A 23,145-nucleotide genomic window follows, 5' to 3' on the forward strand; every position below is an offset into this window, starting at 1 on the left:
ACCTTCTCCTCATGCTTGCCGGACCCAGGCCATCCGGTAGTGCCGGCCTGTCCCGTCGTTGTCGGGGCTGCTTACCACCCTCGCCGGCGTCTCCCGGTCCAGGCTGCCCCCAGCTTCGTTACGCTGCTGCGACAGCACAACGGCGCAGGTCTCTCACCTCCGCTCGGTCACACAGCGCCTCGTGGCGCACGAGGTCACCTTCCCAATGCCCCGGCTGGCTGCGGTCGGCGGGAGCGAATGGCCGCTGATGGATCGACAACATCGGCTGGGCGAACCTCGGACGCCGCCGACCCGGCCGCTGGTGCGCGCGGCGATGGGTCCTGCCAGTGCGCAACGGACCCCGGTGTGACGACCTGACCTGTGGCGGCCGTATCAAGCGCGAATGGGGTTGGTACACAGCCCGGTAGATGCTTTCGTGGCACAACCACATCAATCGGTCCTCGGGGTATTCGCGCCGCAAGTGTCGGGCGATCTGCTGCGGGCTCCACCGTTGAGCGAGGAGCTCGGCGATCAGGTCACACAGGGCGGGATTCTTGTCGACCCGCCGCTGGTGACGACGCGCTCTGCGCTGAACCGCCCAGCGGTGGGCTTCAAACGGCCGGTACTGGCCGTCGCGGCGGCTGTTGCGGCGCAACTCCCTCGATACGGTCGATGGTGCCCGGCCAAGCGTGGTGGCGATCTGCCGAACACCCATGCCCGTGCGGCGCAGATCGGCGATGCCGATCCGCTCCTCTTCGGATAGATAGCGATCGCTGATCTGGCGCACAGCCAAACGATCGAGTGCGGGCACGAATCCCACGGCCTCGCCACGCCGATAGGTTTTGTACCCCCTTGCCCAATTGTTTGCTGCGGTACGGGACACACCGACTTCACGACCCGCCGCCAAGATGGACCAGCCCCGGGCGCGCAGCTCCGTAAATCGCTCACGCTTGGCGGACTGTGGCCGTCGGCCCGGGCCTTTTTTCACGCGACGCGACGATGACAACACAACCTCCAGAACCTAGAGAAGTGTTGCGACCGCCCCTAGAAACCACCCGGGGACACGGGGTCAGTTTTCAGACGACGCCGACACCGGGGCAGCACGCATTCGCCGCCAGGTGTGCGTCGCACTGGAATTCCTCGCTTGGCTCGAGACCCGGGGACGCACCCTCGCCACCATGGACCAAGCAGACATCGACAACTGGTTGGCCCACGGCACCTGGCGACACCGAGAGATCCGGCCCTTCCTGCACTGGACAACTCAGCGTCGCATCACCCACGGCGCCTCCGCGCCGGCCAACCGACCCAGCCCGCCCTCGGTGTTCATCGACGAAGCCACGCACCTCGAGCAACTCCGCCGATGCCTCAACGACAACACCATTGACATCGATGTGCGCGCCAGTGGTGCGCTCATCCTGCTGTACGGAATCACCACCATGCGAGTACTCGGGTTACGACAGAACCAGATACACACCCAGGACGGCCACACCTACCTCACCCTGCGCGACCACGAAATGGTGCTGCCTCCTAAGCTCGCCCAACTGCTCGCACAACTGCCGCGTCCAACCCGGCGCTCGACCCTGCCCGAACCCTCAACACCGGACCGGCTCCTGTTTCCCGGACGAACACCAGACCGCCCAGTCAACTCGGGCGTGTTCGGCAAGCGACTCAAACATAGCGGCCTGACAATCCGAGGCGGTCGCAACACCGGCCTCATCACAATGGCAGCCGAGTTACCGGGCGCAGTTCTGGCCGACCTACTCGCCATCGATATCGTCACCGCGACCCGCTGGGCGGCATATGCCAAACGCGACTGGAATCAGTATCTTGCCACCCGAAAAGCGGGCTCTACCTAGCAATTGCGCCTGCCCCACTAGGGTTAGCCCATTTGATCACCGGTGGTTGCCGTTACAAATATGGTGTGGGGTTTCGGGTTACCGGCCGGGTCCTCCGGGCTGTGGACGTGGCAACGGCCGCGGCTGCCGCCGAGCGCGATGGTTCATCGCGGTCCGCGATTAGTCGAATCCGGCTAGTGTGATTCTCAAGGCTTGTTCCAGTTGAATGTGGAGCGGTGGACTCGTTTTGGTGTCCGTGCTAAGCCAGCGCCGAAGTATGAATTGTGCAGTGGCCAAACCCGTGTGGACCAGCAGCGAGGGGCGGATGTCGGTCACCGCGTCGACGTCCATATGCGTAGCGACCAGTTCGATGAGCCGGTGGTTATCGTTCTCGCTGATCAGCGCCGATTCGCCCAGTAGGTGGGGGGCGGTCCGGATGGCTTCTCGCCAGTATTGCAGATTCTGATTTGCTTTGTCCCAAGCGGTTTCGATAAGCAGACGCATCAGAGTTTCGGTTGCTGATGCATCGGACGGCTGGGCGCGGTAGGACGCAACGATTTCGGCGACCGTTTGCCGGACGGGTGCGACAAGCAGGTCTTCCTTGGTGGGTGCGTAGCGGAAGTAGGTACTGATCGAGATTCCGGCCGCGGCCGCGATGTCCTCGGTTGTCACGGCAGCGAATCCGCGTTCGGCGAAAAGCTGGTGTGCGGTGTTCTGGATCTCGGAGATCAACTCGGCGCGGCGTCGGTCCCGTAACGAGCGGATGTTTGCTGACGGCATGCCATCACCTTCGTCAATGTGACATTCCAACTGCATTATGAGCTATGGTACGAACAGTAGCGTAGCGAAACCGAAAGTACTGGGGGTATTTCCTTGCCGGTGTCGCAGCGTCGGGTGCCGTGGGTTGCGTGGGGAATTGCGGCTACCCGCATGAGTATTCGCTGCCGAGTGCGCCCGGAAGCGTCCGCCGATCGGGTCCGCGTTTCGCACCGCGGTCTGGACGGCACAGCTTCAGTACCCACTCATGGCTGTGTCACCAGTACGCTCGTGCTAGCCCCGTTTACCGCACTCGCGGCTCTTGCAGTTGCGCTTGCGGCTGCACGCATATCCAACGGTCTGCAAAGACATCGTCTTCCCCGAAGGGGGATTTGAGGAATGTCATCCCGCCACCTCCTCGTCGAAAGGTCTATCCCCGAAGTGAAGTCGTAGTGTCGGTTGACGTACCGTTCCGCGCGGCGCCAGATTCCGAGACCGGTACCGGGGGCAGCACCGCAATCCTCGATGCTGCCCGAGCGGTCGCAACGGCGGGCGGTTTCAAGGCCGTGCGTCTCAAGACGGTGGCCAAGCAAGCTGGCATCACTGTCGGGTCACTGTATGACCATTTCGCGTCGAAGACCGACCTGCTGGTGACGCTGCTCGCCCGTGAGTTCGAGCGGGTGAATCAGGAACGCGACTGGAGCACGTGCGCCGCTTCCCCGAGTGACCGACTGGGATCGTTGACAGCGCGGCTCCACGACGAGTGGCAGCAAAACCTGCAGCTCACCGAGGCCGTGGTTCGGGCATTCGTTATGGCGGGCACAGACGAAGCCTTGACAGTGCAACACGCCGCCGACGTCGTCGAAAGCATGCTGGCGCGCACGGTTGGTGGGCCGACGCAGGGAGCTTGCGAGCGACAGATCGCCGGAGTCATCGCAGATATCTGGCTGGCCAATCTAATGGCTTTCGTCGTCGGACGGGCGACAGCAGCGGAGGCGCGCGAGCGCATTGATCGAGGTCTGCAGCGCATTCTTGCTGCGTGGAACGCGAGCTAGAGCGCATAGCAATACTAATAGTATCGGTGCGCTACTAGCGGTAGCATAGGTAGGTGACTCGCCGGTGCGTCGAAGGGAGTTGTTATGTACACGCAATGGATCGAGCAGTGCACCGTGCAACGAGTCTCGCTGCACGAAGGGCTGGTAGTCGACCTGGACGATCACAACCAGCTGGTGATTTCCCGACCGATGCGGCTGACCCTCCCTCCGGCAGCAGGCTGGCCTGAGGAAGAAGTGTTGATCGACCCTATCAATCTTTCGGCCGAGGAGCGGCCACTGTTGGACCTGGCCGGAGCGATCTGCACGCGTGCCTGGTGCGACGACGACGGTGCGCTGCATCTGTGTTTCTCCCGCGGCCACCGCATCGATGTCGACCCGGATGCGGCGGCGACTTCGTGGGAGCTCTATGGCAAGTGCCACGGCTACATGGCGTGTCTGCCGCGGGGTCGAGTCCGGGTGATTCGGCACGACCTTCCTGTTGACGAGAATGACTTAGACGCAACACAATCAGTGGCCATGGCGCATCAGTAGCCGCGCGCCTGGCGACAGGACGGCACAAGCGCCGAAGGCGTGCGAACGATAGATCGAGCCATCTCGATGGGTGTCCGACGTGTCAGCCGGGGCGGGTGCAGGTTCGCTGGATGCTTACGTCGGGGTCCTTGTGGTGCGGTCGAGGAAGTCGGTGACCGCGGCGGTAAACGCGTCGTTGTTGTCGCCGGCAACCATGTGACCGGTGCCGGTGACGTCCGTCGTTTCGGCGTGCGGGACGAGCTGGAGGAATTCGTTGACGGTTTCCTGGGAGACTACGTCTGACAGTGCGCCGCGTACTAACAGCGTTGGGGCCGTGATTCGACGTGCTCCTTCGGCGAGAAATCCGCTGATGGCGTCGAACTCCTCGCTGCCTGTCATGAGATTGCCTTGCAGGACATCGAAGTTGGAGCTGATGAACGCTGGGTCCCAGCGCCAGATCCATCGTCCGTCGCTACGTTGCCGCAGGACCTTGTGCAGGCCGTCGAGATTTTCGGGTCGCGCGCGCCGGGGGTTGTATTCGGCGATGATGTCGGCGGCGTCATTGAGTGAGCCGAATCCGTCGGGGTGGGCGGCCATGAATGACACGACGCGACGGGCTCCATGAAATTCGATCCGCGGGGTGATGTCGACCAGGACAACGGCTGCCCAGAGGTCGGGTGGGGCCAGCAGATGGGTAGCGAGGATGATCAGCCCACCCAGCGACGCGCCGACGACGGCGGGGGGACTGTCGGCGCTGACGTGTCCTCGTACCGAGATCAGATCGGATACGAACCGTTCGACGTCGTATTGTCCGATCGGGTCCCAGTCGCTGTCGCCGTGACCTCGTGTGTCGTAGGCGACGACGGTGTAGCCGTGGGAATGGAGTCGACGAGCGGTGGTGGCCCACGCGTGACGGTTCTGACCGCCGCCATGGAGGAGCAGCACGACGGGGCGAGTCGCGGCGTGCCGGTAGCAGTCGGCCACGAGAGTGATCCCGTCGCTGGTGCGGATGCGCTCCTGGCTAATTGTCATGTGGTCCGATGTGGTCGGCCGTTGTGAGTCAGGGGTTTCCGTTGCGGCCACCAGCTCGCTTCGCGCAGCAGTGTGGCGATCGCGGGAACCGTGAGCGTGCGAACGACGAAGGTATCCAGAAGTAGGCCGCAGCCAATGATGAACCCGGCTTGGATCATGATCGCGATGGAGCCGACGATCAGGCCGAACATGCTGGCGGCGAAGATGAGCCCGGCCGAAGTGATGACTGAGCCGGTATTTGCGACGGTTCGCAGGACGCCGACGCGAATGTTGTGGGTCGATTCTTCGCGTAGTCGCGAGATGAGCAGCATGTTGTAGTCGGCGCCGACGGCCACCAGGATTATGAACGCTAGAAGCGGTACGGGCCAGGCGATTTCCTTGCCGAGGCCATATTGAAAGACGAGGGTTCCCAGTCCGAGCGCGGCGCCGTAGTTGAGCACGACGGTACCCAACAGGTAGAGCGGGGCGACCAGGGCGCGCAGCAATACGACCAAGATGAGGCCGACGATGACGAGGGTCGCAAAGGCCAGCTGATGAAAGTCGGCGGAAAGCAGGCGTTGGATGTCGGAGTTGACGGCGGGGAATCCGGCCATCGACACCGTGGCGTTGGCCAGCGAGGTGTTGGGTCGTGCGGCATCGGCGATCTCGGTGATTTTGTGGGCGAGGTTCATCGCGTCGCTGCTGTAGGGGTCGTAACTGGATTCGATGGCGAAACGCGCGGTTTTGCCGTCGGGCGACAGGAAATGCTTTGCGACGTCGGCGAATTGGCGGTTCTCGAAGGCATTGGTGGGAAGGTAGAAGCCGCTGGCGTTGTCTGAGCCGGCGGTGGTTCGTGCGGAATTCTGCAGTTGGGTGGCGATTTGGCTCATGCCCGACAGCATTTCGATGTTGCTGTCGGCCAGGGTGTGCACGCCGGTGGCGAGGGCCTGTGCGCCGGAGGCGAGTTGGCTGATGCCGCTTTGGAGGCGGCGGATGTTGCCGGCCAGGTCGGCAGGGTCGCCGAGTGCTCCGAAAGCCTTGTCCAGCGACGTGATTGCGTTTTGGACGTCGGCCACGGTGCCGGCCGCGGTGTCGCTGCCGGGCTGGTACAGGTCGCCGAGGTTGGCAAGCTGGTTGAAGAAGCCGGTATGGCGCAGGGTCACCAGGATCTGCACCTGGTCGCGGAGTTGGGCGCATTCCGGTGTGGTCGCACACCATGGGGAGGTGTTGAGCGCACCGACGAGCGGGTCGATGGCGGCGATTGCGTTTTGGGCTTGGTCGGCTTGCTGACGCAGCCCCGGACCGGTTCGGATGGCTTGGTCGACGGCAGGGGCGGTAGCCGAAAGCTGCTGTAGCAGCGGACGGAACCGCTGGACTTGGGATCCACTCGACTGGGCCTGAGTGAGGATCCCGGTCAACGGTGTCAACGCGGTGCGCAAGGTGGTGTCCAGTTGCGCGAGACCGCCGGCGAGTTGGTCGGCGCCGTGGGTGAGTTTGGCCAGGTCATCCTTATGGGCGTCTCCCTTGGCGACCGCGCCGGCCATCTTGTTACCGATCTGGCCGTTTTGCCACGACAGTTGAGCCTGGTCCAGGCGTGCGCCCGTGGGCCGGGTGACACCGGAGACCTTGGTGACACCAGGCAGTTGCGAGACCCGAGACGCCATTTCATCCAGGTCGGCCAGGGCCTTGCTGGTGCGCATATCAGTGGGCGATTCAACCAGCATGAATTCGGTGATGATGACGTCCTTGCGAAAGTGGCGGTCCAGCAGGTGATACCCCTCATTGCTGGCGGTGGTCGCCGGCTGTCCTTGGCGATCGTCGTAGCTGATGTGCATAGTCAGCGCGACGGCCGCCAGGCCTAGCACCAGGGCCAGACTGGCGACCAGCAGTGGAACGGGTCGACGCACCACGGCCACGGCGATCCAGTTCCAGTAGCGGCGTGTGCGGTCGGCCTTGGGTTCACCGATGCCGCGTTTGGCCGCCAGCGCCAACACCGGGGGAAATAAAGTCACCGTGGCCGCAAACCCGACAAAGACGGCGATTGCGCACGCGGGACCCAACGCGGCGAACACGCTCAACTTCGCGAACACCATGGCCAGAAACGCAAACGCCACGGTGGCGGCCGAAGCCAAAATCACGCGCCCGATGGTGGCGGTCGCGTTGATCACCGACAGATCCGGCGGGACGTTTTGGCGTCGCTGCTCGTGATATCGACTGATCAAGAACACCGAATAATCGGTGCCGGCACCCAGCAAGATCACCGTCATGAAGGCGATGGTGAACTGCGACACCGGCATGCCCGATTCGCCCAACGCTGATAGCACTCCGCGCCCCACCGCCAGGCTCACGCCGATGACCAGCAGCGGCAGCAAGGCGGTAAACACCGACCGATACACGACCAGCAAAATCATCGCGATCAGGCCTACTGTCGCGACCGAGATGACAACCAAATCCTCTTCGGCCGAAGCGATTTGATCGCGGAAGGTGGCCGGGGGCCCGGTGACGCGAACATCGGTGGGTGAGCCGCTGAATGCCTGGGCGGCGATCGTGCGGACCGCCTGGACCGATTCGGCAGCTTTGAGATCGCCCAGCGTTCCGGCCACTCCCACCGGCACATACCAGGCTTTGCCGTCTTGGCTGACTGCCTGGCTTGCGGTGACTGGGTCGGCCAACAAGTCTTGAACCAAGCGCACATGCTCCGAATCGGCACGCAACCGGGAAATCATCGCGTTGTAGCGTCCGCGCACCGGCGCAGTCAGGCCCGCCGGATCCTCCATCGCGACAAATATCGTCGTCTTGGATCCCTGCTCGCCGAAGGCCGCGCCCATGCGGTCTACCGTCTGAAGCGATGGCGCATCGCGCGGTATGAGATTCACTGACTGCTGTCTAACAACGGTTTCCAGCTGCGGGAACAGCACCGCCAGGGCAGCGGCGCTCACCACCCACATGCCGATGATCAGCACCTTATGTCGGATACTGAAACCCGCCAAGCGCGCTAGCCGATCGCTGTACGCGCCCTCACCGGCCGCAACCTTTTGAAGTCGCTCCCGAACAGGGCGACTCAAGGTCGCCACGCCCGAAGAGACCCACCCGTTGTCTGCCATCCCCCGCCCCGCTACTTCGAAAGAAATCAACGGTATCGCAACAGTACTACCAGTACCCTTCTACCTGCCCGGCGAAACCGCCACCGGTGTCCGAAGCTCTCTGATCGCCGCCGCGCAACCAGCCGCTTCAGGCGGTGACCAACGCGCCGTCGACGGTCCAGCATGTCCGGTACAGCGACACGTGATCCCTTTGCGCACAGGCGGTTTGACAATGACGATGCACCGACTCCGAAACAGTGACCGCTTCATGAACGGCGCAGGCGAAATCCCAGCCGGGAGATCAACCTGATCGGCTCGTCGCGCACGTGGTCATACATTTCCCGGTTCATCAACTCGTCGTCCAAGTAGGAGCAGGAGCGAGGAGGGTAGTGACGGGGACGAACGCGGCCGCGGTCATCAACCGGCGGCTGTCGGTGTAGGCGCCGAGTGATACCGCGGCGGACCAGCCTGAAATCGCGAACCCCCCGCGCCCACACATGCGTCTTGGTTAGCCCAAGCGGCACATTCATCGCCGACCAGCCCCGCCCGTCTGTGCGATTCCCCCTCGCGCCCGCCGGCAGAGTTCGTTCGTCCGCCACACGAACCGGCCTGTGGTGGCCGCGCCCTGGAGCTGCTCAACCAGGGATCGTCCGACCCGCTGCCCGATCATGCGTCCTCCTTCGCCCCACAGACCCTTACAGACAAGTGTACTAGTGGTATCGCTACGCTACTAGTAGTAGCGTAGCCGTCTAGGGGTCGAATCAATCGACCGATGCAGCCGCGATTCGGTGCCGGCCAGCTACGCGCGAGGTTTACGGTGACTACATGGAGCGCGACACCCTGGAATTCCCGGTCGACGACGATGATGACGTCGACCCGCGCCTGTTGCGCTCACGAACCCGGCTATTGGATGCGGCCACCAAACTCCTGAGCGCCGGCGGCATCGAAGCCGTCACCATCGACGCGGTCACCAAAGCCTCCAAAGTCGCGCGCACGACCCTGTATCGCCACTTCAGCAGCTCCACTCAACTGCTTGCCGCCACATTTGAAAGGCTGCTGCCGCAGGTCCACCCTGCACCGGAGACGGGATCGTTGCGCGACCAACTCATCGAACTGTTGAGCCGACAGGCCACGCTGTTCCAGGAGGCACCGCTGCACGTCACCACCCTGGCCTGGGTCGCGCTTGGCCGCACACCAAACGGCACCCAGGAAACCCACGACCGGCACGCGCTGCGCACACGGATCATCGACCAGTATCGCCAGCCATTCGATGCCCTGTTGCAAAGCCCCGAAGCCCGCGCCGACCTCGACGATTTCGACCCGGAGCTCATCCTGTGTCAACTCGTCGGGCCAGTGGCGTTTGCCCGACTCACCGGGCTGCGTGCCATCGATCGTCAAGACTGTGAGCGCATCGTCGATGACTTCCTCGCCGCGCACCGCCGCAAGGCCGATGAGCCCGCATCGTAGGCCACCGTCCGCAAACCCCTCTTTCCGCAGCAGCCGCTTCACTTTGTCCTCCAAGACTTCAGGACTTCATGCTCGACGGTGAGGTCTTTGATGGTTTCCCTATAGACCAACCGCCAACGTCACCAGCGGGCCTATGTCGCCGAAGTGTCTTCTGGTGCGGGGTGCAGCAGAAAGTAGGCGTTTAGGTCGATGTCTTAGCGACCGTCGGGCGCTATTGAGAAAGGTGCGTTGGATGTTGCAAAACTCGCGTGTTCTCCGAGGCTGTCTACGGCGATCCGCTTTGGTTCGCGTGGCCCAATCACATGAAGATCTTCTGCAACAACAAGGGCGTTGTCGCCAAGTCCACCCACGTGTGCAACAACTACCTTCCCCGGGGAAATGTCGGTCTGGAACTGGAGCTAACCCCGCCCTAGTCCCGCCGCGGTCGGGACTGCATGCACCTCAGCAATGCCTTAGTAGTGCGGTGAGGCCGCCGGGAACCGGTCGGTGGTCGCCGACTGCGGGTCATCTTGCCGGGGCAGCAGGTAGGCGCGAACCGCCGAACGTGGCCCGTAGGGCCGAAGTAGCTGGCTGGCCGGGCGAGTGCGTACCTGCTGCGGCCACCAGAACCAGCGCCCCAGCAGCGCGGCGACGGACGGCATCATGAATGAGCGCACGATCAGGGTGTCGAACAGCAGACCCAGGCCGATGGTGGTGCCGACCTGCCCGACGACTTTCAAATCGCTGAATATGAACGAGGCCATGGTGGCGGCGAAGACCAGGCCCGCAGACGTCACCACCGCACCGGTGCCGGCCATCGAGCGGATGATTCCGGTTTTCAAACCGGCACCGATTTCTTCTTTGAAACGGGACACCAGCAGCAGGTTGTAGTCGGATCCGACGGCCAGCATCAAGATGATGGACATCGCCAGCACCATCCAGTGCAGTTTGAAGCCGATGATGTCCTGCCACACCAGCACGGACAGTCCGAACGAGGCGCCCAACGAGATCAGCACCGTGCCCACGATGGTGACCGCGGCGACCAGGCTTCGGGTGATGATCAGCATGATGATCAAAATCAGGCTGGCCGCAGCTATTGCCGCGATCATCAGGTCGTATTTGGAGCCGTCGCGCATGTCCTTGTAGACCGCGGCGGTGCCGGCAAGGTAGATCTTGGCGCCCTCCAGCGGAGTTCCCTTGATGGCTTCCTTGGCTGCGTTCTTGATCGGCTCGACGTGCGAAATGCCTTCCGGGGTCGCGGGATCCCCTTCATGGGAGATGATGAAGCGGGCCGCGTGCCCGTCCGGCGACAGGAACATCTTCAGACCGCGCTTGAAGTCGGGGTTGTCGAAGACTTCCGGCGGGATGTAGAACGAGTCGTCGTTCTTGGCGGCGTCGAAGGCCTGGCCCATGGCGGTCGAGTTTTGGCTCATCACGTCCATCTGGTCATACAGCGACGACATCGAGCTGTGCATGGTCAGCATCATTTGCTTCATGGTCGTCATGGTGGCGATCATGGGCGGCATCTGCGCCAGCATCTGCGGCATCAAGGCGTCCAGCTGAGATATGTCGCCGGCAAGATAGGTGAATTTTTCGGTGATCTGATCCAGACCGTCGAGCGCGTCGAAGAGGGATCGCAGCGACCAGCAGCCCGGGATGTCGAAGCAGTGCTTTTCCCAGTAGAAGTAGCTGCGAATCGGCCGGAAGAAATCATCGAAGTTGGCGATGTTGTCGCGCAATGTGTTTGTGACATCCAACATTTCATGCGTGAGGCCGTCCATGTGGTGGGTGACCGCGGCCATCTGCGAGGTGATGTTGTACATGCGCTGCATGGTGTCGATGGACTGTTGCATCGCGTCGGCCTGCTTGAGCATGTCGTCCATGCGCTGGTGCATGTACTGCTGGTTTTCGACCTGCGTGGTGTTTTGCATGCTGATCTGGAACGGGATTGAGGTGTGCTCGATCGGCGTTCCCAGCGGCCGGGTGATCGCCTGGACGCGCGCGACACCCGGGATGTGGAAGACCCCCCTGGCGATCCGGTCCAACACCAGCATGCCCGCCGGGTTGCGCATGTCGTGATCGGTCTCGATCATCAACAATTCCGGATTCATCCGGGACGCGGGGAAATGCCGTTCGGCGGCGGCGTAGCCGATATTCGCGGGGACGCTCGGGGGTAAATACAGCCGGTTGTCGTAATTGGTTTGATAACCGGGTAGGGCGAGTAGACCGATGAGGGCGATCGCGACTGACACCGCGAGAATTGGCCCGGGCCAGCGCACGATCGCGGTGCCCACCCGTCGCCATCCCCGGGTCCGCATCTTGCGCTTAGGATCGAACAGCTTGAAGAAACTGCCGACGGTCAGGACCGCCGGACCCAAGGTCAGCGCGGCAGCAACGGCGACCAGCATCCCGACCGCACAAGGGATACCCATAGTCTGGAAATACGGAAGCCGGGTAAAGCTCAGGCAATACATCGCACCGGCAATAGTCAGGCCAGAGCCAAGGACGACGTGCGCGGTTCCGTGGAACATGGTGTAGAAGGCTTTTTCGCGGTCCTCGCCTAGGCCGCGCGCCTCTTGATATCGGCCGAGAATAAAGATCGCATAGTCTGTCCCAGCGGCGATGGCCAACAGCACCAAAATATTAACCGCGAAGGTCGACAATCCCATGATGTTGTTGTAGGCCAGGAAAGCGACAACCCCCCGAGCCGCCATCACCTCGATCACCACCATGAACAACGTGCTGAACACGGTGATAATCGAGCGGTATACCCACAGCAACATCACGATGATCACCACGAAGGTGATGATCGTGACCTTCTGGAGGCTCTTTTGTCCGGCCGAGTGCTGATCGGCGATCAACGCCCCAGCGCCGGTCACATAGGCCTTGACCCCCGACGGCGCAGGCACGCTGTCCACGATCTTGCGGACCGCCGCGACAGACTCGCTGGCCAGGCTCTCGCCCTGGTTACCAGCAAGATACGCCTGCACATAGGCGGCCTTGCCGTCGGAGCTTTGCGAACCGGCGGCCGTCAGCGGATCCCCCCAGAAGTCCTGGACGTGCTGGACGTGTTTCGTGTCAGCCTCGAGTTTGCGGACGATCTGGTCGTAGAAATGGTGGGCCTCATCGCCCAGCGGCTTGTCACCTTCCAGCACGATCATGACCGCACTGTCACTGTTGAATTCGTTGAATACTTTGCCGATGTGCTTCATCGCTTGCATCGACGGCGCGTCCTTGGGGCTCATCGACACGGTGTGTTCTTCGGCGACCGCGTCCAGCGATGGAACCAAGACGCTGAGGACGACGACAAGCCCCACCCAGGCAAAGACGACGGGCACCGCGAGTTTGTGGACCGTTCGCGCGAAAACCGGCATATGCGGCAGCCCTGCGGCCCGGTCATCGGTCATGCGGACTTCACTATGCAGAACGTTTGCGCATTCATACCCTGACTCGACCTTTCGTCCTTGACCACCTCGTCCACGATGATCCGGCAGCCGATTTGGTTGCTGTCGCCCTGCGCGACGATGTTGACGCTCACCGAGGGCAGCGTCGAGGTAACCGAGAGCGTCCAGGGCAAAGGCACGTTGCTAGCTTTCTGGGGCTGGGCATTGATGTCCAAGTAGTTGATGTTGGCCACCGTCCCCGGGGGACCATAAACCTGGTAAACCACGCGCTTGGGATTGAACGGCTTGATCTCATCGGCGATGCCGCTGGTCATCGTCTGATCGTCGTGGACGCCGAAAAAGGTGCGAAGCCGCAGTACGCAGAAGCCCGCTACCGCCACCACCGCCACGATGACCAGGACGATCCACATTTTCTTCATCGCAGCGCCAACGTGAATCCTCCCCAGCCAACCATCTCCCGCTAGTTGGGCGCCCCACCGCCCATTCGACCGGGTCGGTCACAGCCAATTGGACCGCAGCGCGGCTAGTTCGCCGACCAGGAGATCGGCAACGACAAATAGCCCCGGATCGGGCCCGACCGCAGGCGCTGCGCGCGGCCCAAGTCGACTTCCCAGTTGGGCACGCGGGCCAGCAAGGCGCGCAACGCGATCCGGGCCTCCATCCGGGCCAAGGACGCACCGAGACAGAAGTGAATGCCTCGGCCGAATGCCACTTGGTGTTCGGGTTTGCGCCCGATGTCAAACACGTCGGGATCAGCGAACACGCGTTCGTCACGATTAGCCGAGCCGAACAACAACAGCACCGAATCACCCGCCGACATTGTGACGCCATGCACTGTCACGTCGCGGGTCAACGTTCGCGAAAGTCCTTGAGCCGGTGAGTCATACCGCAGCAGCTCCTCAACAGCTGCCCCGAGCAAGCTCTCATCGCCAGCCAGCCGGTGGCGGGTGTCGCGATAGTCGGCCAGTACCACCGCGGCGTTGGCCAGCAGATTCGACGTCGTCTCATGACCGGCGATCAGCAGCAGCAAGCAAAAGCCAAGCAGTTCGTCGTCACTAAGGTGCTTTCCGTCGATCTCGGCACACACCAACGCTGACATCAAATCGTCGCGCGGTTGGCCGCGGCGGTCGGCGAGGAAATCGGTGAAGTAGCCATAGATCGCGGCCGCGGCTGCCAAAGCCTCGCCGGTCTCGCCGTGGGTGGGATTGGACTGCACCAACGCGTTCGACCATCGCCGAAATTGTGTACGGTCCTCGCGCGGCACACCGAGCAAATCAGCGATCACCATCGCCGGTAGTACAGCTGCGAAGTCGGCGACGAAATCGGCCGAACTGGCTTCCTGGATCAGGCCGGCCGTCAACTGATCAGCGAGGTCCTCGATCGCGCACGTCAGCGCCGCGATTCGTCGCGGGGTGAAGGCCTTGCTAACCAATGCCCGCAGCTGATCGTGTCGCGGGGGATCCATCAAAATCATCATCGGCAGCAGCGATTCGCGAAAAGTCGAGCCCGGTGGAGTCGGAAATACTCCGTCGACCGACGAGTAGCTGTGATGGTCAAGCAGCGCGCTGATGACATCCGCGTGGCGACTAAGTACCCAGGTGTTGGTATCGGCGGCGTGATAGACCGGTGCCGCGTCGCGTAGCTGCCGGTAGACGGGGTAGGGGTCGTCCTGAATTTCCGCGTCAAAGGGATCGTAGCGAAGTTGTACCGTCGACATAGCGTCTCCTGCCACATTGCAGAACGTCGGTTTAGACTGAGAGTTTAAACCGAGGGGAGGACTTTATGCGGAAGATTCCCGCTCAGATTGCCGACCGGTTGCCTGCCGCGGCCGAACTCTTCGCCGAGCGCGGGCTCAACGACACAAAGATCGAAGACGTCGCCGCGACCACGGGCATCGCCAAGGCCACGCTCTACTACTACTTCGCCGGCAAAGAAGAAATACTCGCCTTCCTCCTCGAAGACGCCCTACAACACGTCGCGCACGAGGTCACCGCGATCGTCGAGGCAGACGGCGCCGCCGCCCAACGCCTGCACGACGTCATCAGTGCCCAACTGCGCGTGATGGCCCAGCGGCCCGCTGTCTGTCGCGCCCTCATAGGAGAACTGGGCCGCGCCGCCCGCATGCCCGCCATCGCCAACATGATCAGCACCGCCTACTTCGAACCCGTCGAGACCTTGCTTCGCGCGGGCGCTAACGACCGTTCACTCGAGGCTCTCGACAACCCCAGAGCTGCCGCCATCGCGCTATTCGGTGCAGTCACCACCAGCGCACTGACCTACCTAATCACCGACGATACGCTCGACGAAGATCTAATCGCACGAACAATCCACGACGTCGTGTTTACCGGCATACGGCCACGCTAGCTCCCCCCGCAGACCAATCTGCGACCACGCCTGTGCTCGATAGTCAACGACTTTGAGCATTTCTGAACATCTCCTACCCCAACAGCTCACCCCCAGAACGCCCGCGTCCGATGGAGGTGCGCGGCCGGCGAGATCCGGGCACCTGACCAGTGCAGCCAGAACGTCGGACCCGAAAACCGCTAGCCCACCACGGCAATACCGCAGGTTTCGAATACGACCACTCCACCAGCACAGTGCCAACACACGACTTACACACCGCCCCTTGGTGTTTCGTGCACTGTGCAAAGTCTCGATGGTCGTCGCACACCAACCATGCGCCCGCACGCGACGGGTCAAGTAGCCCGTGGCCGCGGGCAAAATTAGCGTCAGACGGGGGACTTGCCAGGGCTACGGAGGCGTGGCACAGCCTCGAAGCATCCAGGTCTCGAATGGCTCCGCCGGGCGGCGGCCGCAATAGTCAGATATGGCCAATCCGACCCGCGTCTCGGCAACGTGGGATGTCCACATCGCGATATTCGGTATCGCCGGTGGATCCTCACCCGAAGGCTGTCCCCGACGGCCTTCCGTTGTGTGGGCCACAGCCGCGAACCTCCGCGACCGGGCTTCCTTGGAGGCGCCGGGGGAGACCTCGACGTGATGGACGCTCTACGTCTTGACGTCGGGATCGTCTGTGTCACGCTGCGGGTTGGAAAGTCCTGGCGCGGGTGTATTTGATTGAGCTGCTGGCGGATTCGCCCCAGTCGTGCCAGTACCAGCAGTGCCAGGCGCCTTTTTCGTAGTGGTGTCTGCTTCGGGTTCAATCGGGTCGCGCAGATCGATCATTTCGGTGCCAGCCTGGGGAGATATGGTCTTGGTCGTCCAGGTGGACTTGACCCTCGACGATTTGCCTTTGTGTTCGACGTGTACCTCGATGGCATCGGTTGCACTCGCCCCGCTGGTGAGTGTGAAGTAGACGCGAATCTTGGCTTTGCCGCCATCGAAGTTGATTGGCCCGGCACCAGTTTTGGAACGTCCGATTAATGGCAGCTTGGTGTTGGTGCCAGCTGCCATGAGTTCAACCGAATCGACTTGCGCGGCCCCGCTTCCCTCCTTGGCGAGGACGACTTCCACGAACCCGGTCTTGTCGAATTCGCTTGTCACCGTGATGTTGGCGCGGTTCTGACGGATGTAGAGGACGACCGGCACGCCGATTGCGGCCCCCAACGTGGCGGCGGCAATGATGACGCCCCAAATAATCCAGTCGATGCCGAACATCAGGGACACCCGCACGGAAATGACTGTGCGCCCGTTATGGGGTCCACCTCGATGCCTCTATGACACACCTCGCTGCACCCGACCACCTTGCATTGCAAGAGGCCGTTGAAGAATCGTCTGAGATGGCAGCGGTCGTCGTTGTCCTCCCACACGACCTCATACGGGCCCCTCGACGCAGTGCCCACGCGAAAATCGATCGCACCCTCGTCGTCATTGCGCGTGGCTCGATAGAACGACACCGCTTCAGGGTGACCCGGATCCGGGGTCAACAGGTAGTCACCGTTGACCAGCGGAACCGCCGTGTGCCAGATGGCCGCGATGCGCTCGCCCTGACCCCGCTCAACGATGCCCAGACCTGAGCGCGCCTGAGCCCACGATTCTGCGGTGAAAGACAATACGGTAGGGGTGTGGAGCGACGGATGATCCGCATCCGAGAACACGATATCTTGTAGCGAGGGTTCTTCCGCTAGACGCTGCGCGAGCTCGACACTCTCTTCGTCTTGAGCCAATTCATTTCGCACTCTTGGATCTAGCGGTGGCACGATCCCGGCGAGTTCGAGCACGAATGCTGCCATTGTTGCCGGCCACGCCGGCATGCCTACCCCCGTCATGGCACAAACGATAGGGCGATCGCCGCAGCATGGGGCGCATTTCGGCATTTTCGCAGCGGTGGTCAATTTCATTGATCAACGCTGCGCCCCTCGCGGTCCGCGGTGTCGGCGGACGGTGGCTACGGTCTCCACCTTGTCGTAGGGAGACGTTCCCAGGTCGCTGCTTCGACGAGGCCCACCGTGATGAGGAAGGGCACGAACATGCGTTGTTGGGCTTCGGGTTGGCGGGCCAAAGCAGGCTCCAATCCCCCGGCGGGGGAGCGGCTGCGCAGTAGGACCACAGGCAGGAGCGTTTGCTGGAAACGCCCGCCCGCTCGACCGCTCGCCCGGTTATCGGCCCTAGGAATTGACTCATCGAGTGAATCACAATGCGTTAGTGCCACACTCGCTGCATCACGTCGAAACCGGTTGCAAGAGCGTGCGATGCGTATGGCGGCGGATTATCGGGAATGTATAGTGGCGCTCGACTACGTTGAAGTACAACCGATTGCGCTATATGCGGTAGTTAACCAACAGTCGACGGGTTCCTGAGCCACCGAGTGGTGTGCGCCAGCCCGTCGAGTGCCTGGACCAGCTGTTGTGGGCGTGTCCCTGCTGCAAAACCCGCGAATGAAGTGGCATCATCTTTGCCGACTGGATAACTGATCAGCTGATGATTCTTCACTGTGGGTGAAGTTGAGGAGGCGTGGGTTGGCTCTGGCTGTCGTGCGGGACCTGAGGGAGCAGCGGGCACCGGCGACCGAGGATGAGCTCGCCGGCTTCGAGACCGATGTGCTGGCCGGATTCGTCCTTGCCCGGGCATCGGCCGGGTTGGTCGACTCGACCATCCGCAACGACGTGAATCACCTTGAGCTGATCCGGGACTGGTTCGGTCGGCCGCTGTGGGAGATCCAGCCTGCTGACGCCGACACCTACTTCGGCAAGGTGCTGCGTGATGCCCGGGCGTCGACTCGGACCGGGCGGGCGGCCGCGCTGACGGTGTACTTTCAGTTCCTCGAACTGCGTCACAAGGTCGAGTTGCACAATCTCAGCGGCCGGGTCATCGAGTGCCCGCTCGATGAGATCAACCGACCGCGGGCGTGGGTGGATCCGCAGCTGCGCATCCCGCCGACCGCCGACGAGGTGGAGCAGCTGTTCGCGGGGTGGCGCGGGGAGCTGGTCACCTGCCGCAAGTTCGCCCCGACCGCCCGAAACTACGCCGTGGCTCGCCTGGTGGCCGATGTCGGATTGCGGATCAACGAGGCGCGGATGCTCGACCTGGATGACGTGCGCTGGGAGCTGGGCCGGTTCGGCAAGCTGAACGTCCGTCATGGCAAGGGATCTCGTCGCAAAGGTCCCAAGCCGCGGGTAGTGCCACTGATCAACGGCGCCGACCGCAGCCTGCAGTGGTTCATCGAAGACGTGCTGGGCCTGTTCGATGTCGACCCGAAAAACCATGCTGCGCCGCTGTTTCCGTCCGAACGCAAGAACATCGACGGGACGTGTATGCGCGCGACCGCCGACGTCTATCGCCGCGCCCTGGCCGAGGCCACCGACCGATATCTGCCGAGGTGGTCGGGGAAGCTGACACCGCATGTGCTGCGGCATTTCTGCGCATCCCAGCTTTATCTGGCCGGTATGAACCTATTCGCGATCCAGGAACTATTAGGTCACGCCTGGACGGGCACAACGGCTCGGTATATCCACGTGCACGCCACCCACGTCGAAGATGCCTGGGTCACCGGGCAACGCCGGGTCGCCGATCGATGGAAAGGACTCGCTCGATGAAATGGAACCTGCGATTGGCCGCGGCCAATCGCGGCATCTGGAAGGCCAGCGAACTCCAGCGGATGCTCGCCGACCGCGGTCTGGTCATCAGCGCCGGCAAGATGTCGGGCCTGTGGTCGGGCAACCCCAACGCCATCAAACTGAACGACCTGGACGTCATCTGCGCCGTCCTCGGCTGCGGGGTCGACGAGTTGCTGATTCCCGAACCCGAAACCGTGGCAGCGGCCACGCCCGTCACCGACGACGAGTCAGCGGCGGTCGGTGAGGCCCGGTCGGTCACGCCGCGCACTCGCGCCGGCAGGTCGCTGCCGCCGCGATGAACTGCCTGCACTGCGGGACTGCGCTGCCTGCCAACAGTCGCCGCGACCAAAAATACTGCGGCAGAAGCTGTTCAAGAAGAGCGTCCTACCAACGCAGAAAGGCGGGACTGCCTGCTCGCCCGCCCCGGCGGCATCCAGCCTTGGAATCCGACGACCCCGTGCTCGCGGCCGCCGCGATACACGCCCGGGAACTCGGTGCCGCCCACGATTGGTGCGGTGAGACCACAAACCGATGCCTCGACGCCCTGCTCACCCTTCTGGCCGGTCGGCCCACCGGTGATCGCGTGCCGCTCACCGAGGTTCGAACCCGGCCGCATCGGCTCGCGTCCCGTCGCAGGCTCGTCGAAATCCTATCCCACTTCGACCTGCTGAAAGACGACACCGAACCTCCGATCCGTGCCTGGATCGACCGCGTCACCGCGGAACTTCCGCCAGGATTCGCCGAGCCGGCCCACCACTGGCTCCTTACCCTGTTGGTCGGCGGCGCACGTGCTCGCCCACGATCACCGAGGACGCTCTACAGCTACTTCGGCTCGGTCAAGCCCCTTCTCGCGCACTGGTCCACCTCCTACGAGCATCTCAGGGAGGTCACCAGGGCCGACGTCGACGCGGCGCTGCGGCCGTTTCAGGGAAACCAGCGCCACAATCTGATCAAGGCGCTGCGGTCGCTGTTCCGGCACGCCAAGAAGAATGCTCTGGTCTTCAGCAACCCAACAGCGGGTTTGAAGAGCCAACCAGTAGACCAGGACCTCCTGCCCATCACCGATGACGAGGTGCGCTCGATCGAACAGCTCGCCAGCGAACCGCTTGAACGCCTCGTCGTGGCGCTGAGCGTCGAACATGCCTGCCGCACAGCCGTTATACGCAAACTCACGCTCGACGACATCGACCTGCCGAACCGGCGGATCACCCTTGCCGGACACAACCAACGGCTCGGTGAGCTCACCCACATCGCGCTGAACACATGGCTCGACCACCGCCGGGACAGATGGCCCCACACTCCGAACCGGCACGTTCTACTCACGACGAAAACTGCATTGCGCACAACGCCGGTCAGTCAAAAATCGGTGAAACCATCGTTGAGCGACAATGGATTCACGATCGAACGCATCCGTGCCGACCGAATCCTTCACGAAGCGCTGACCGCAGGCCCGGACCCACTGCACCTGTCTCTCGTCTTCGGCATCTCCCACAACACCGCACGGCGCTACACCACCGTGGCCGAACGGCTGCTCAGCGACGAACTCGAGCAGCCGGTAGAACCGTAGTGCCACCCAACGCCGCCAGACTCAGGGCCCGCGAACCCGCCGCAGTTATGAACCTTCACAGCCGAAAGGCCGTGGGTTCCAACTGAAATCGCTTCAATCCGGCTGAACTCACGGGAAACTCACTGGTAACCCGCCATATTCGATTCGGTCGTATTGCCGCTTGACAGTGTCGGCGTCGTCTGAAAACTGACCCCGTGTCGACGCGGTGGTTTCTAGGTGCGGTCGCAACACTTCTCTAGATTCTGGAGGTTGTGTTGGCATCGTCGCGTCGGGTGAAGAAGGGGCCGGGACGTCGTCCGCAGTCGGCCAAGCGTCAGCGGTTCATGGAGTTGCGGGCTCGCGGGTGGAGCGTGCGGGCCGCGGCCCGCGAAGTCGGTGTGTCCCGGTCCGCTGCGACGAACTGGACACGCGGTTACAAGACCTACCGCAACGGCGTCGCGGTCGGGTTCGTCCCGCCGCTAGATCGACTAGCGGTCCGCCAGATCAGCACGCGATACCTGTCCCAGGACGAGCGCATCGAGATCGCCGATCTGCATCACTCAGGGCTGAGGGTGCGGACGATCGCCACCCGACTCGGTCGAGCGCCGTCGACGATTTCGAGGGAGCTACGGCGCAACGCACCAGCCGGCCGCGGATATCAGCCCTTCGATGCCCACCGGCGAGCCACCGCGCGACGAGCACGTCACCACCGCCGTCGGGTCGACACCAACGACCAGCTCGGTAACGCGGTCGCCGAGCTGCTTCTTCAGCGTTGGAGCCCCCAACAGATCAGCCGTCACCTCCGCCACCGCTTCCCCGATGATTCATCGATGTGGTTATGCCACGAAAGCATCTATCAAGCTGTCTATCAACCGAATTCACGTTTCATGCGGCCCTCGCGATTAGCGCCGCACCGACGCTCACCGCTGCGCACCGGTCGAGATCACCGCCGAGCGCATCACCGCCAGAGTTGCCGGCGGCCGCGGTTCCAGCAGCCGATGCTCACCATCCACGACCGGTCCTTCTCGGCTGTCGACCGGTCTGAAGCCGGCCACTGGGAAGGCGACCTTGTGCGCCACGAGGCGCTGTGTGACCGAGCGGAGGTGAGAGACCTGCGCCGTTGTGCTGTCGCAGCAGCGTAACGAAGCTGGGGGCAGCCTGGACCGGGAGACGCCGGCGAGGGTGGTAAGCAGCCCCGACAACGACGGGACAGGCCGGCACTACCGGATGGCCTGGGTCCGGCAAGCATGAGGAGAAGGTGTACGCGAGGAACCAGTGTTTTAACGCCTCTCAAGTCTCCCGCCAGCTCTAACCCGGTGGATTCGGGCTGGTCTGCGATGCGCACCAACACCACTGGCGTCTCGGTGTTGGGAACTCCGGCTGCGGTTTAGGTCGCTGCCGCTGGAGGCCACGGTGAATGCCTGCGGCGTAGCCGTGGCGATATCGCAGGGGCATAGCTGGGCACCTCCCTCCTCGAGCGGTCAGCAGTGAACGTGGGAACCATCGCGAGGCTCCCGTGTCGTCGTCCTCAGCCGAGGGCGCCGAATCCGGGTTGACGCGTCGTCTGTCGATGGCCACGCGGTGGGGCGGAGGGGCCGTAGTAGTCCGAGCGGGGGAAAGCCTCGTGCATGGCGAAGGGCCCCAGCGGAATTGATGCAGCGAACACGACACGAACGGAGGCACTGGTGAATACCGGTGAGCTGTCATGGCCCGATCCCGATCAGGCGGCATGGCAGGTACGACAGATGCAACGCAAGCTGCACCACTGGGCGGTCGAAGATTCCGACCGCCGCTTTGATGATGTGTTCAACCTCGTCCACCACCCGGACTTTCTCACCGTCGCGTGGGAACGGGTGCGGGGCAACAAGGGCGCACGCTCAGCCGGTGTCGACCGGCTGACTCCTGCGTCCATAACCGGAGATGCCGAGACGGTGGCGTTCCTGAGCCACGTTCGAACCGAACTGAAGGCACGGACATTTGCTCCACTTCCGGTGCGGGAGATACTCATTCCCAAACCAGGGAGCAGCAAACTCAGGCGGCTCGGTATTCCCACGGCGATGGACCGCACGGTTCAAGCGTCGTTGCTGTTGGTGTTGGAGCCGATCTTCGAGGCGGATTTCGAGCCGGTCAGTTACGGTTTCCGTCCCCGACGTCGCGCTCAGGACGCGATCGCCGAGATACATGCTTTGGGGACCCGGAACTATCACTGGGTCTTCGAGGCTGACATCGCGGCGTGTTTCGACGAACTGGCTCACTCCGCCATCATGGAACGAGTACGCACGCGGATCGTCGACAAGCGGGTCCTGGCCCTGATCAAGGCATTCCTGAAGGCGGGCATCATGTCTGGCGACGGAACGGTCAGGGAATCTGATACCGGCACACCCCAGGGTGGCATACTCTCACCGCTGCTGGCCAACATCGCTCTGACGGTGTTGGACGCACATTTCCGTGTGAAATGGGATGCCCATCGGACATCTCAGCGGCGAGATGCCCATCGCAAACG

17 protein-coding genes and 4 pseudogenes are annotated in these 23,145 nt (G+C 62.7%); 11 read left to right on the forward strand and 10 right to left on the reverse strand.

Annotated elements, in window-relative coordinates; all coding sequences use genetic code 11:
- Positions 1-187: 187 nt before the first annotated feature.
- Positions 188-766 (reverse strand): annotated as a pseudogene (locus tag NF20_RS26640) (IS30 family transposase); the annotation flags it as partial.
- Between the two features lie 391 nt (positions 767-1,157).
- On the opposite strand from NF20_RS26640, the gene NF20_RS19960 reads away from it, so the two are divergent.
- Positions 1,158-1,835, forward strand: coding sequence for a hypothetical protein (locus NF20_RS19960; RefSeq protein WP_174814221.1), 678 nt, complete (start codon positions 1,158-1,160; stop codon positions 1,833-1,835).
- Positions 1,836-1,994: 159 nt separating this feature from the next.
- Here NF20_RS19960 and NF20_RS19965 read toward each other — a convergent pair whose 3' ends face one another.
- Positions 1,995-2,594 carry a TetR family transcriptional regulator gene (locus NF20_RS19965; RefSeq protein WP_033717415.1) on the reverse strand — a complete coding sequence of 200 codons (600 nt, stop codon included), beginning with the start codon at positions 2,592-2,594 and terminating at the stop codon, positions 1,995-1,997.
- Positions 2,595-3,022: 428 nt separating this feature from the next.
- Between NF20_RS19965 and NF20_RS19970 the strand changes: the two genes are divergently transcribed.
- Together NF20_RS19970 and NF20_RS19975 are read left to right on the forward strand one after the other, a co-directional pair.
- The gene (locus NF20_RS19970; protein ID WP_088295654.1) at positions 3,023-3,625 is read left to right on the forward strand and encodes a TetR family transcriptional regulator; all 603 of its coding nucleotides are present in this window, start codon (positions 3,023-3,025) and stop codon (positions 3,623-3,625) included.
- Positions 3,626-3,709: 84 nt separating this feature from the next.
- The gene (locus tag NF20_RS19975) at positions 3,710-4,156 is read left to right on the forward strand and encodes a DUF6188 family protein (protein ID WP_007172201.1); all 447 of its coding nucleotides are present in this window, start codon (positions 3,710-3,712) and stop codon (positions 4,154-4,156) included.
- Positions 4,157-4,270: 114 nt separating this feature from the next.
- Here NF20_RS19975 and NF20_RS19980 read toward each other — a convergent pair whose 3' ends face one another.
- Together NF20_RS19980 and NF20_RS19985 are read right to left on the reverse strand one after the other, a co-directional pair.
- A complete protein-coding gene (locus tag NF20_RS19980; protein WP_033717417.1) occupies positions 4,271-5,167 on the reverse strand; it encodes an alpha/beta fold hydrolase in 897 nt (298 codons plus the stop codon).
- On the reverse strand, positions 5,164-8,250 hold the full coding sequence (locus tag NF20_RS19985; RefSeq protein WP_170945430.1) for an RND family transporter: 3,087 nt from the start codon (positions 8,248-8,250) through the stop codon (positions 5,164-5,166). The genes NF20_RS19980 and NF20_RS19985 overlap by 4 nt, the downstream gene beginning before the upstream one ends.
- Positions 8,251-9,054: 804 nt before the next feature.
- Between NF20_RS19985 and NF20_RS19990 the strand changes: the two genes are divergently transcribed.
- Complete coding sequence (locus NF20_RS19990) at positions 9,055-9,696, forward strand: TetR/AcrR family transcriptional regulator (protein WP_007172204.1); 642 nt, start codon at positions 9,055-9,057, stop codon at positions 9,694-9,696.
- A 245-nt stretch (positions 9,697-9,941) separates the two neighbouring features.
- Positions 9,942-10,098: pseudogene (locus tag NF20_RS27370) on the forward strand (DUF5078 domain-containing protein); the annotation flags it as partial.
- 50 nt (positions 10,099-10,148) lie between these two features.
- On the opposite strand, the gene NF20_RS19995 reads toward NF20_RS27370, so the two are convergent.
- The 3 genes from NF20_RS19995 to NF20_RS20005 form a co-directional block, all read right to left on the reverse strand.
- Positions 10,149-13,082: an RND family transporter gene (locus tag NF20_RS19995; RefSeq protein ID WP_007172562.1), complete on the reverse strand. Its 2,934-nt coding sequence runs from the start codon at positions 13,080-13,082 to the stop codon at positions 10,149-10,151.
- Positions 13,079-13,498: an MmpS family transport accessory protein gene (locus NF20_RS20000; protein ID WP_007172563.1), complete on the reverse strand. Its 420-nt coding sequence runs from the start codon at positions 13,496-13,498 to the stop codon at positions 13,079-13,081. The genes NF20_RS19995 and NF20_RS20000 overlap by 4 nt, the downstream gene beginning before the upstream one ends.
- Positions 13,499-13,602: 104 nt before the next feature.
- The gene (locus NF20_RS20005; protein WP_007172294.1) at positions 13,603-14,796 is read right to left on the reverse strand and encodes a cytochrome P450; all 1,194 of its coding nucleotides are present in this window, start codon (positions 14,794-14,796) and stop codon (positions 13,603-13,605) included.
- Positions 14,797-14,861: 65 nt separating this feature from the next.
- On the opposite strand from NF20_RS20005, the gene NF20_RS20010 reads away from it, so the two are divergent.
- On the forward strand, positions 14,862-15,443 hold the full coding sequence (locus NF20_RS20010; RefSeq protein ID WP_033717422.1) for a TetR/AcrR family transcriptional regulator: 582 nt from the start codon (positions 14,862-14,864) through the stop codon (positions 15,441-15,443).
- Positions 15,444-16,088: 645 nt separating this feature from the next.
- On the opposite strand, the gene NF20_RS20015 is transcribed toward NF20_RS20010, so the two are convergent.
- The 3 genes and pseudogenes from NF20_RS20015 to NF20_RS28360 all read right to left on the reverse strand — a co-directional run.
- Positions 16,089-16,712 (reverse strand): hypothetical protein, encoded by a 624-nt coding sequence (locus NF20_RS20015; RefSeq protein ID WP_033717424.1) that lies wholly within the window; start codon positions 16,710-16,712, stop codon positions 16,089-16,091.
- A complete protein-coding gene (locus tag NF20_RS20020) occupies positions 16,697-17,308 on the reverse strand; it encodes a hypothetical protein (protein ID WP_087139652.1) in 612 nt (203 codons plus the stop codon). The genes NF20_RS20015 and NF20_RS20020 overlap by 16 nt, the downstream gene beginning before the upstream one ends.
- A gap of 119 nt (positions 17,309-17,427) precedes the next feature.
- Positions 17,428-17,541, reverse strand: a pseudogene (locus NF20_RS28360) (hypothetical protein); the annotation flags it as partial.
- Between the two features lie 457 nt (positions 17,542-17,998).
- Between NF20_RS28360 and NF20_RS20025 the strand changes: the two are divergent.
- The 5 genes and pseudogenes from NF20_RS20025 to NF20_RS20045 all read left to right on the forward strand — a co-directional run.
- On the forward strand, positions 17,999-19,075 hold the full coding sequence (locus NF20_RS20025; protein ID WP_007172298.1) for a tyrosine-type recombinase/integrase: 1,077 nt from the start codon (positions 17,999-18,001) through the stop codon (positions 19,073-19,075).
- The gene (locus tag NF20_RS20030; protein ID WP_007172299.1) at positions 19,072-19,395 is read left to right on the forward strand and encodes a helix-turn-helix domain-containing protein; all 324 of its coding nucleotides are present in this window, start codon (positions 19,072-19,074) and stop codon (positions 19,393-19,395) included. Before NF20_RS20025 ends, NF20_RS20030 begins: the two co-directional genes overlap by 4 nt.
- A 140-nt stretch (positions 19,396-19,535) precedes the next feature.
- The gene (locus NF20_RS20035; protein WP_007172300.1) at positions 19,536-20,663 is read left to right on the forward strand and encodes an integrase; all 1,128 of its coding nucleotides are present in this window, start codon (positions 19,536-19,538) and stop codon (positions 20,661-20,663) included.
- A 323-nt stretch (positions 20,664-20,986) separates the two neighbouring features.
- A pseudogene (locus NF20_RS26645) lies at positions 20,987-21,715 on the forward strand (IS30 family transposase); the annotation flags it as partial.
- Positions 21,716-22,327: 612 nt separating this feature from the next.
- A partial coding sequence (locus tag NF20_RS20045) for a reverse transcriptase domain-containing protein (RefSeq protein WP_416332329.1) occupies positions 22,328-23,145 on the forward strand: 818 nt, incomplete at its 3' end.

The organism is Mycobacterium sp. MAC_080597_8934, from assembly GCF_000523975.1.
In the GTDB taxonomy this organism is placed as follows: Bacteria; Actinomycetota; Actinomycetes; order Mycobacteriales; family Mycobacteriaceae; genus Mycobacterium; species Mycobacterium avium.

What these genes read in the sequence shown, in the direction of transcription:
- NF20_RS19960 (WP_174814221.1), top strand. Translation starts at nt 1,158, where the DNA reads ATGGACCAAGCAGACATCGACAACTGGTTGGCCCACGGCACCTGGCGA.
- NF20_RS19965 (WP_033717415.1), bottom strand. Translation starts at nt 2,594, where the DNA reads ATGCCGTCAGCAAACATCCGCTCGTTACGGGACCGACGCCGCGCCGAG.
- NF20_RS19975 (WP_007172201.1), top strand. Translation starts at nt 3,710, where the DNA reads ATGTACACGCAATGGATCGAGCAGTGCACCGTGCAACGAGTCTCGCTG.
- NF20_RS19980 (WP_033717417.1), bottom strand. Translation starts at nt 5,167, where the DNA reads ATGACAATTAGCCAGGAGCGCATCCGCACCAGCGACGGGATCACTCTC.
- NF20_RS19985 (WP_170945430.1), bottom strand. Translation starts at nt 8,250, where the DNA reads ATGGCAGACAACGGGTGGGTCTCTTCGGGCGTGGCGACCTTGAGTCGC.
- NF20_RS19990 (WP_007172204.1), top strand. Translation starts at nt 9,055, where the DNA reads ATGGAGCGCGACACCCTGGAATTCCCGGTCGACGACGATGATGACGTC.
- NF20_RS19995 (WP_007172562.1), bottom strand. Translation starts at nt 13,082, where the DNA reads ATGACCGATGACCGGGCCGCAGGGCTGCCGCATATGCCGGTTTTCGCG.
- NF20_RS20000 (WP_007172563.1), bottom strand. Translation starts at nt 13,498, where the DNA reads ATGAAGAAAATGTGGATCGTCCTGGTCATCGTGGCGGTGGTGGCGGTA.
- NF20_RS20005 (WP_007172294.1), bottom strand. Translation starts at nt 14,796, where the DNA reads ATGTCGACGGTACAACTTCGCTACGATCCCTTTGACGCGGAAATTCAG.
- NF20_RS20010 (WP_033717422.1), top strand. Translation starts at nt 14,862, where the DNA reads ATGCGGAAGATTCCCGCTCAGATTGCCGACCGGTTGCCTGCCGCGGCC.
- NF20_RS20020 (WP_087139652.1), bottom strand. Translation starts at nt 17,308, where the DNA reads ATGACGGGGGTAGGCATGCCGGCGTGGCCGGCAACAATGGCAGCATTC.
- NF20_RS20030 (WP_007172299.1), top strand. Translation starts at nt 19,072, where the DNA reads ATGAAATGGAACCTGCGATTGGCCGCGGCCAATCGCGGCATCTGGAAG.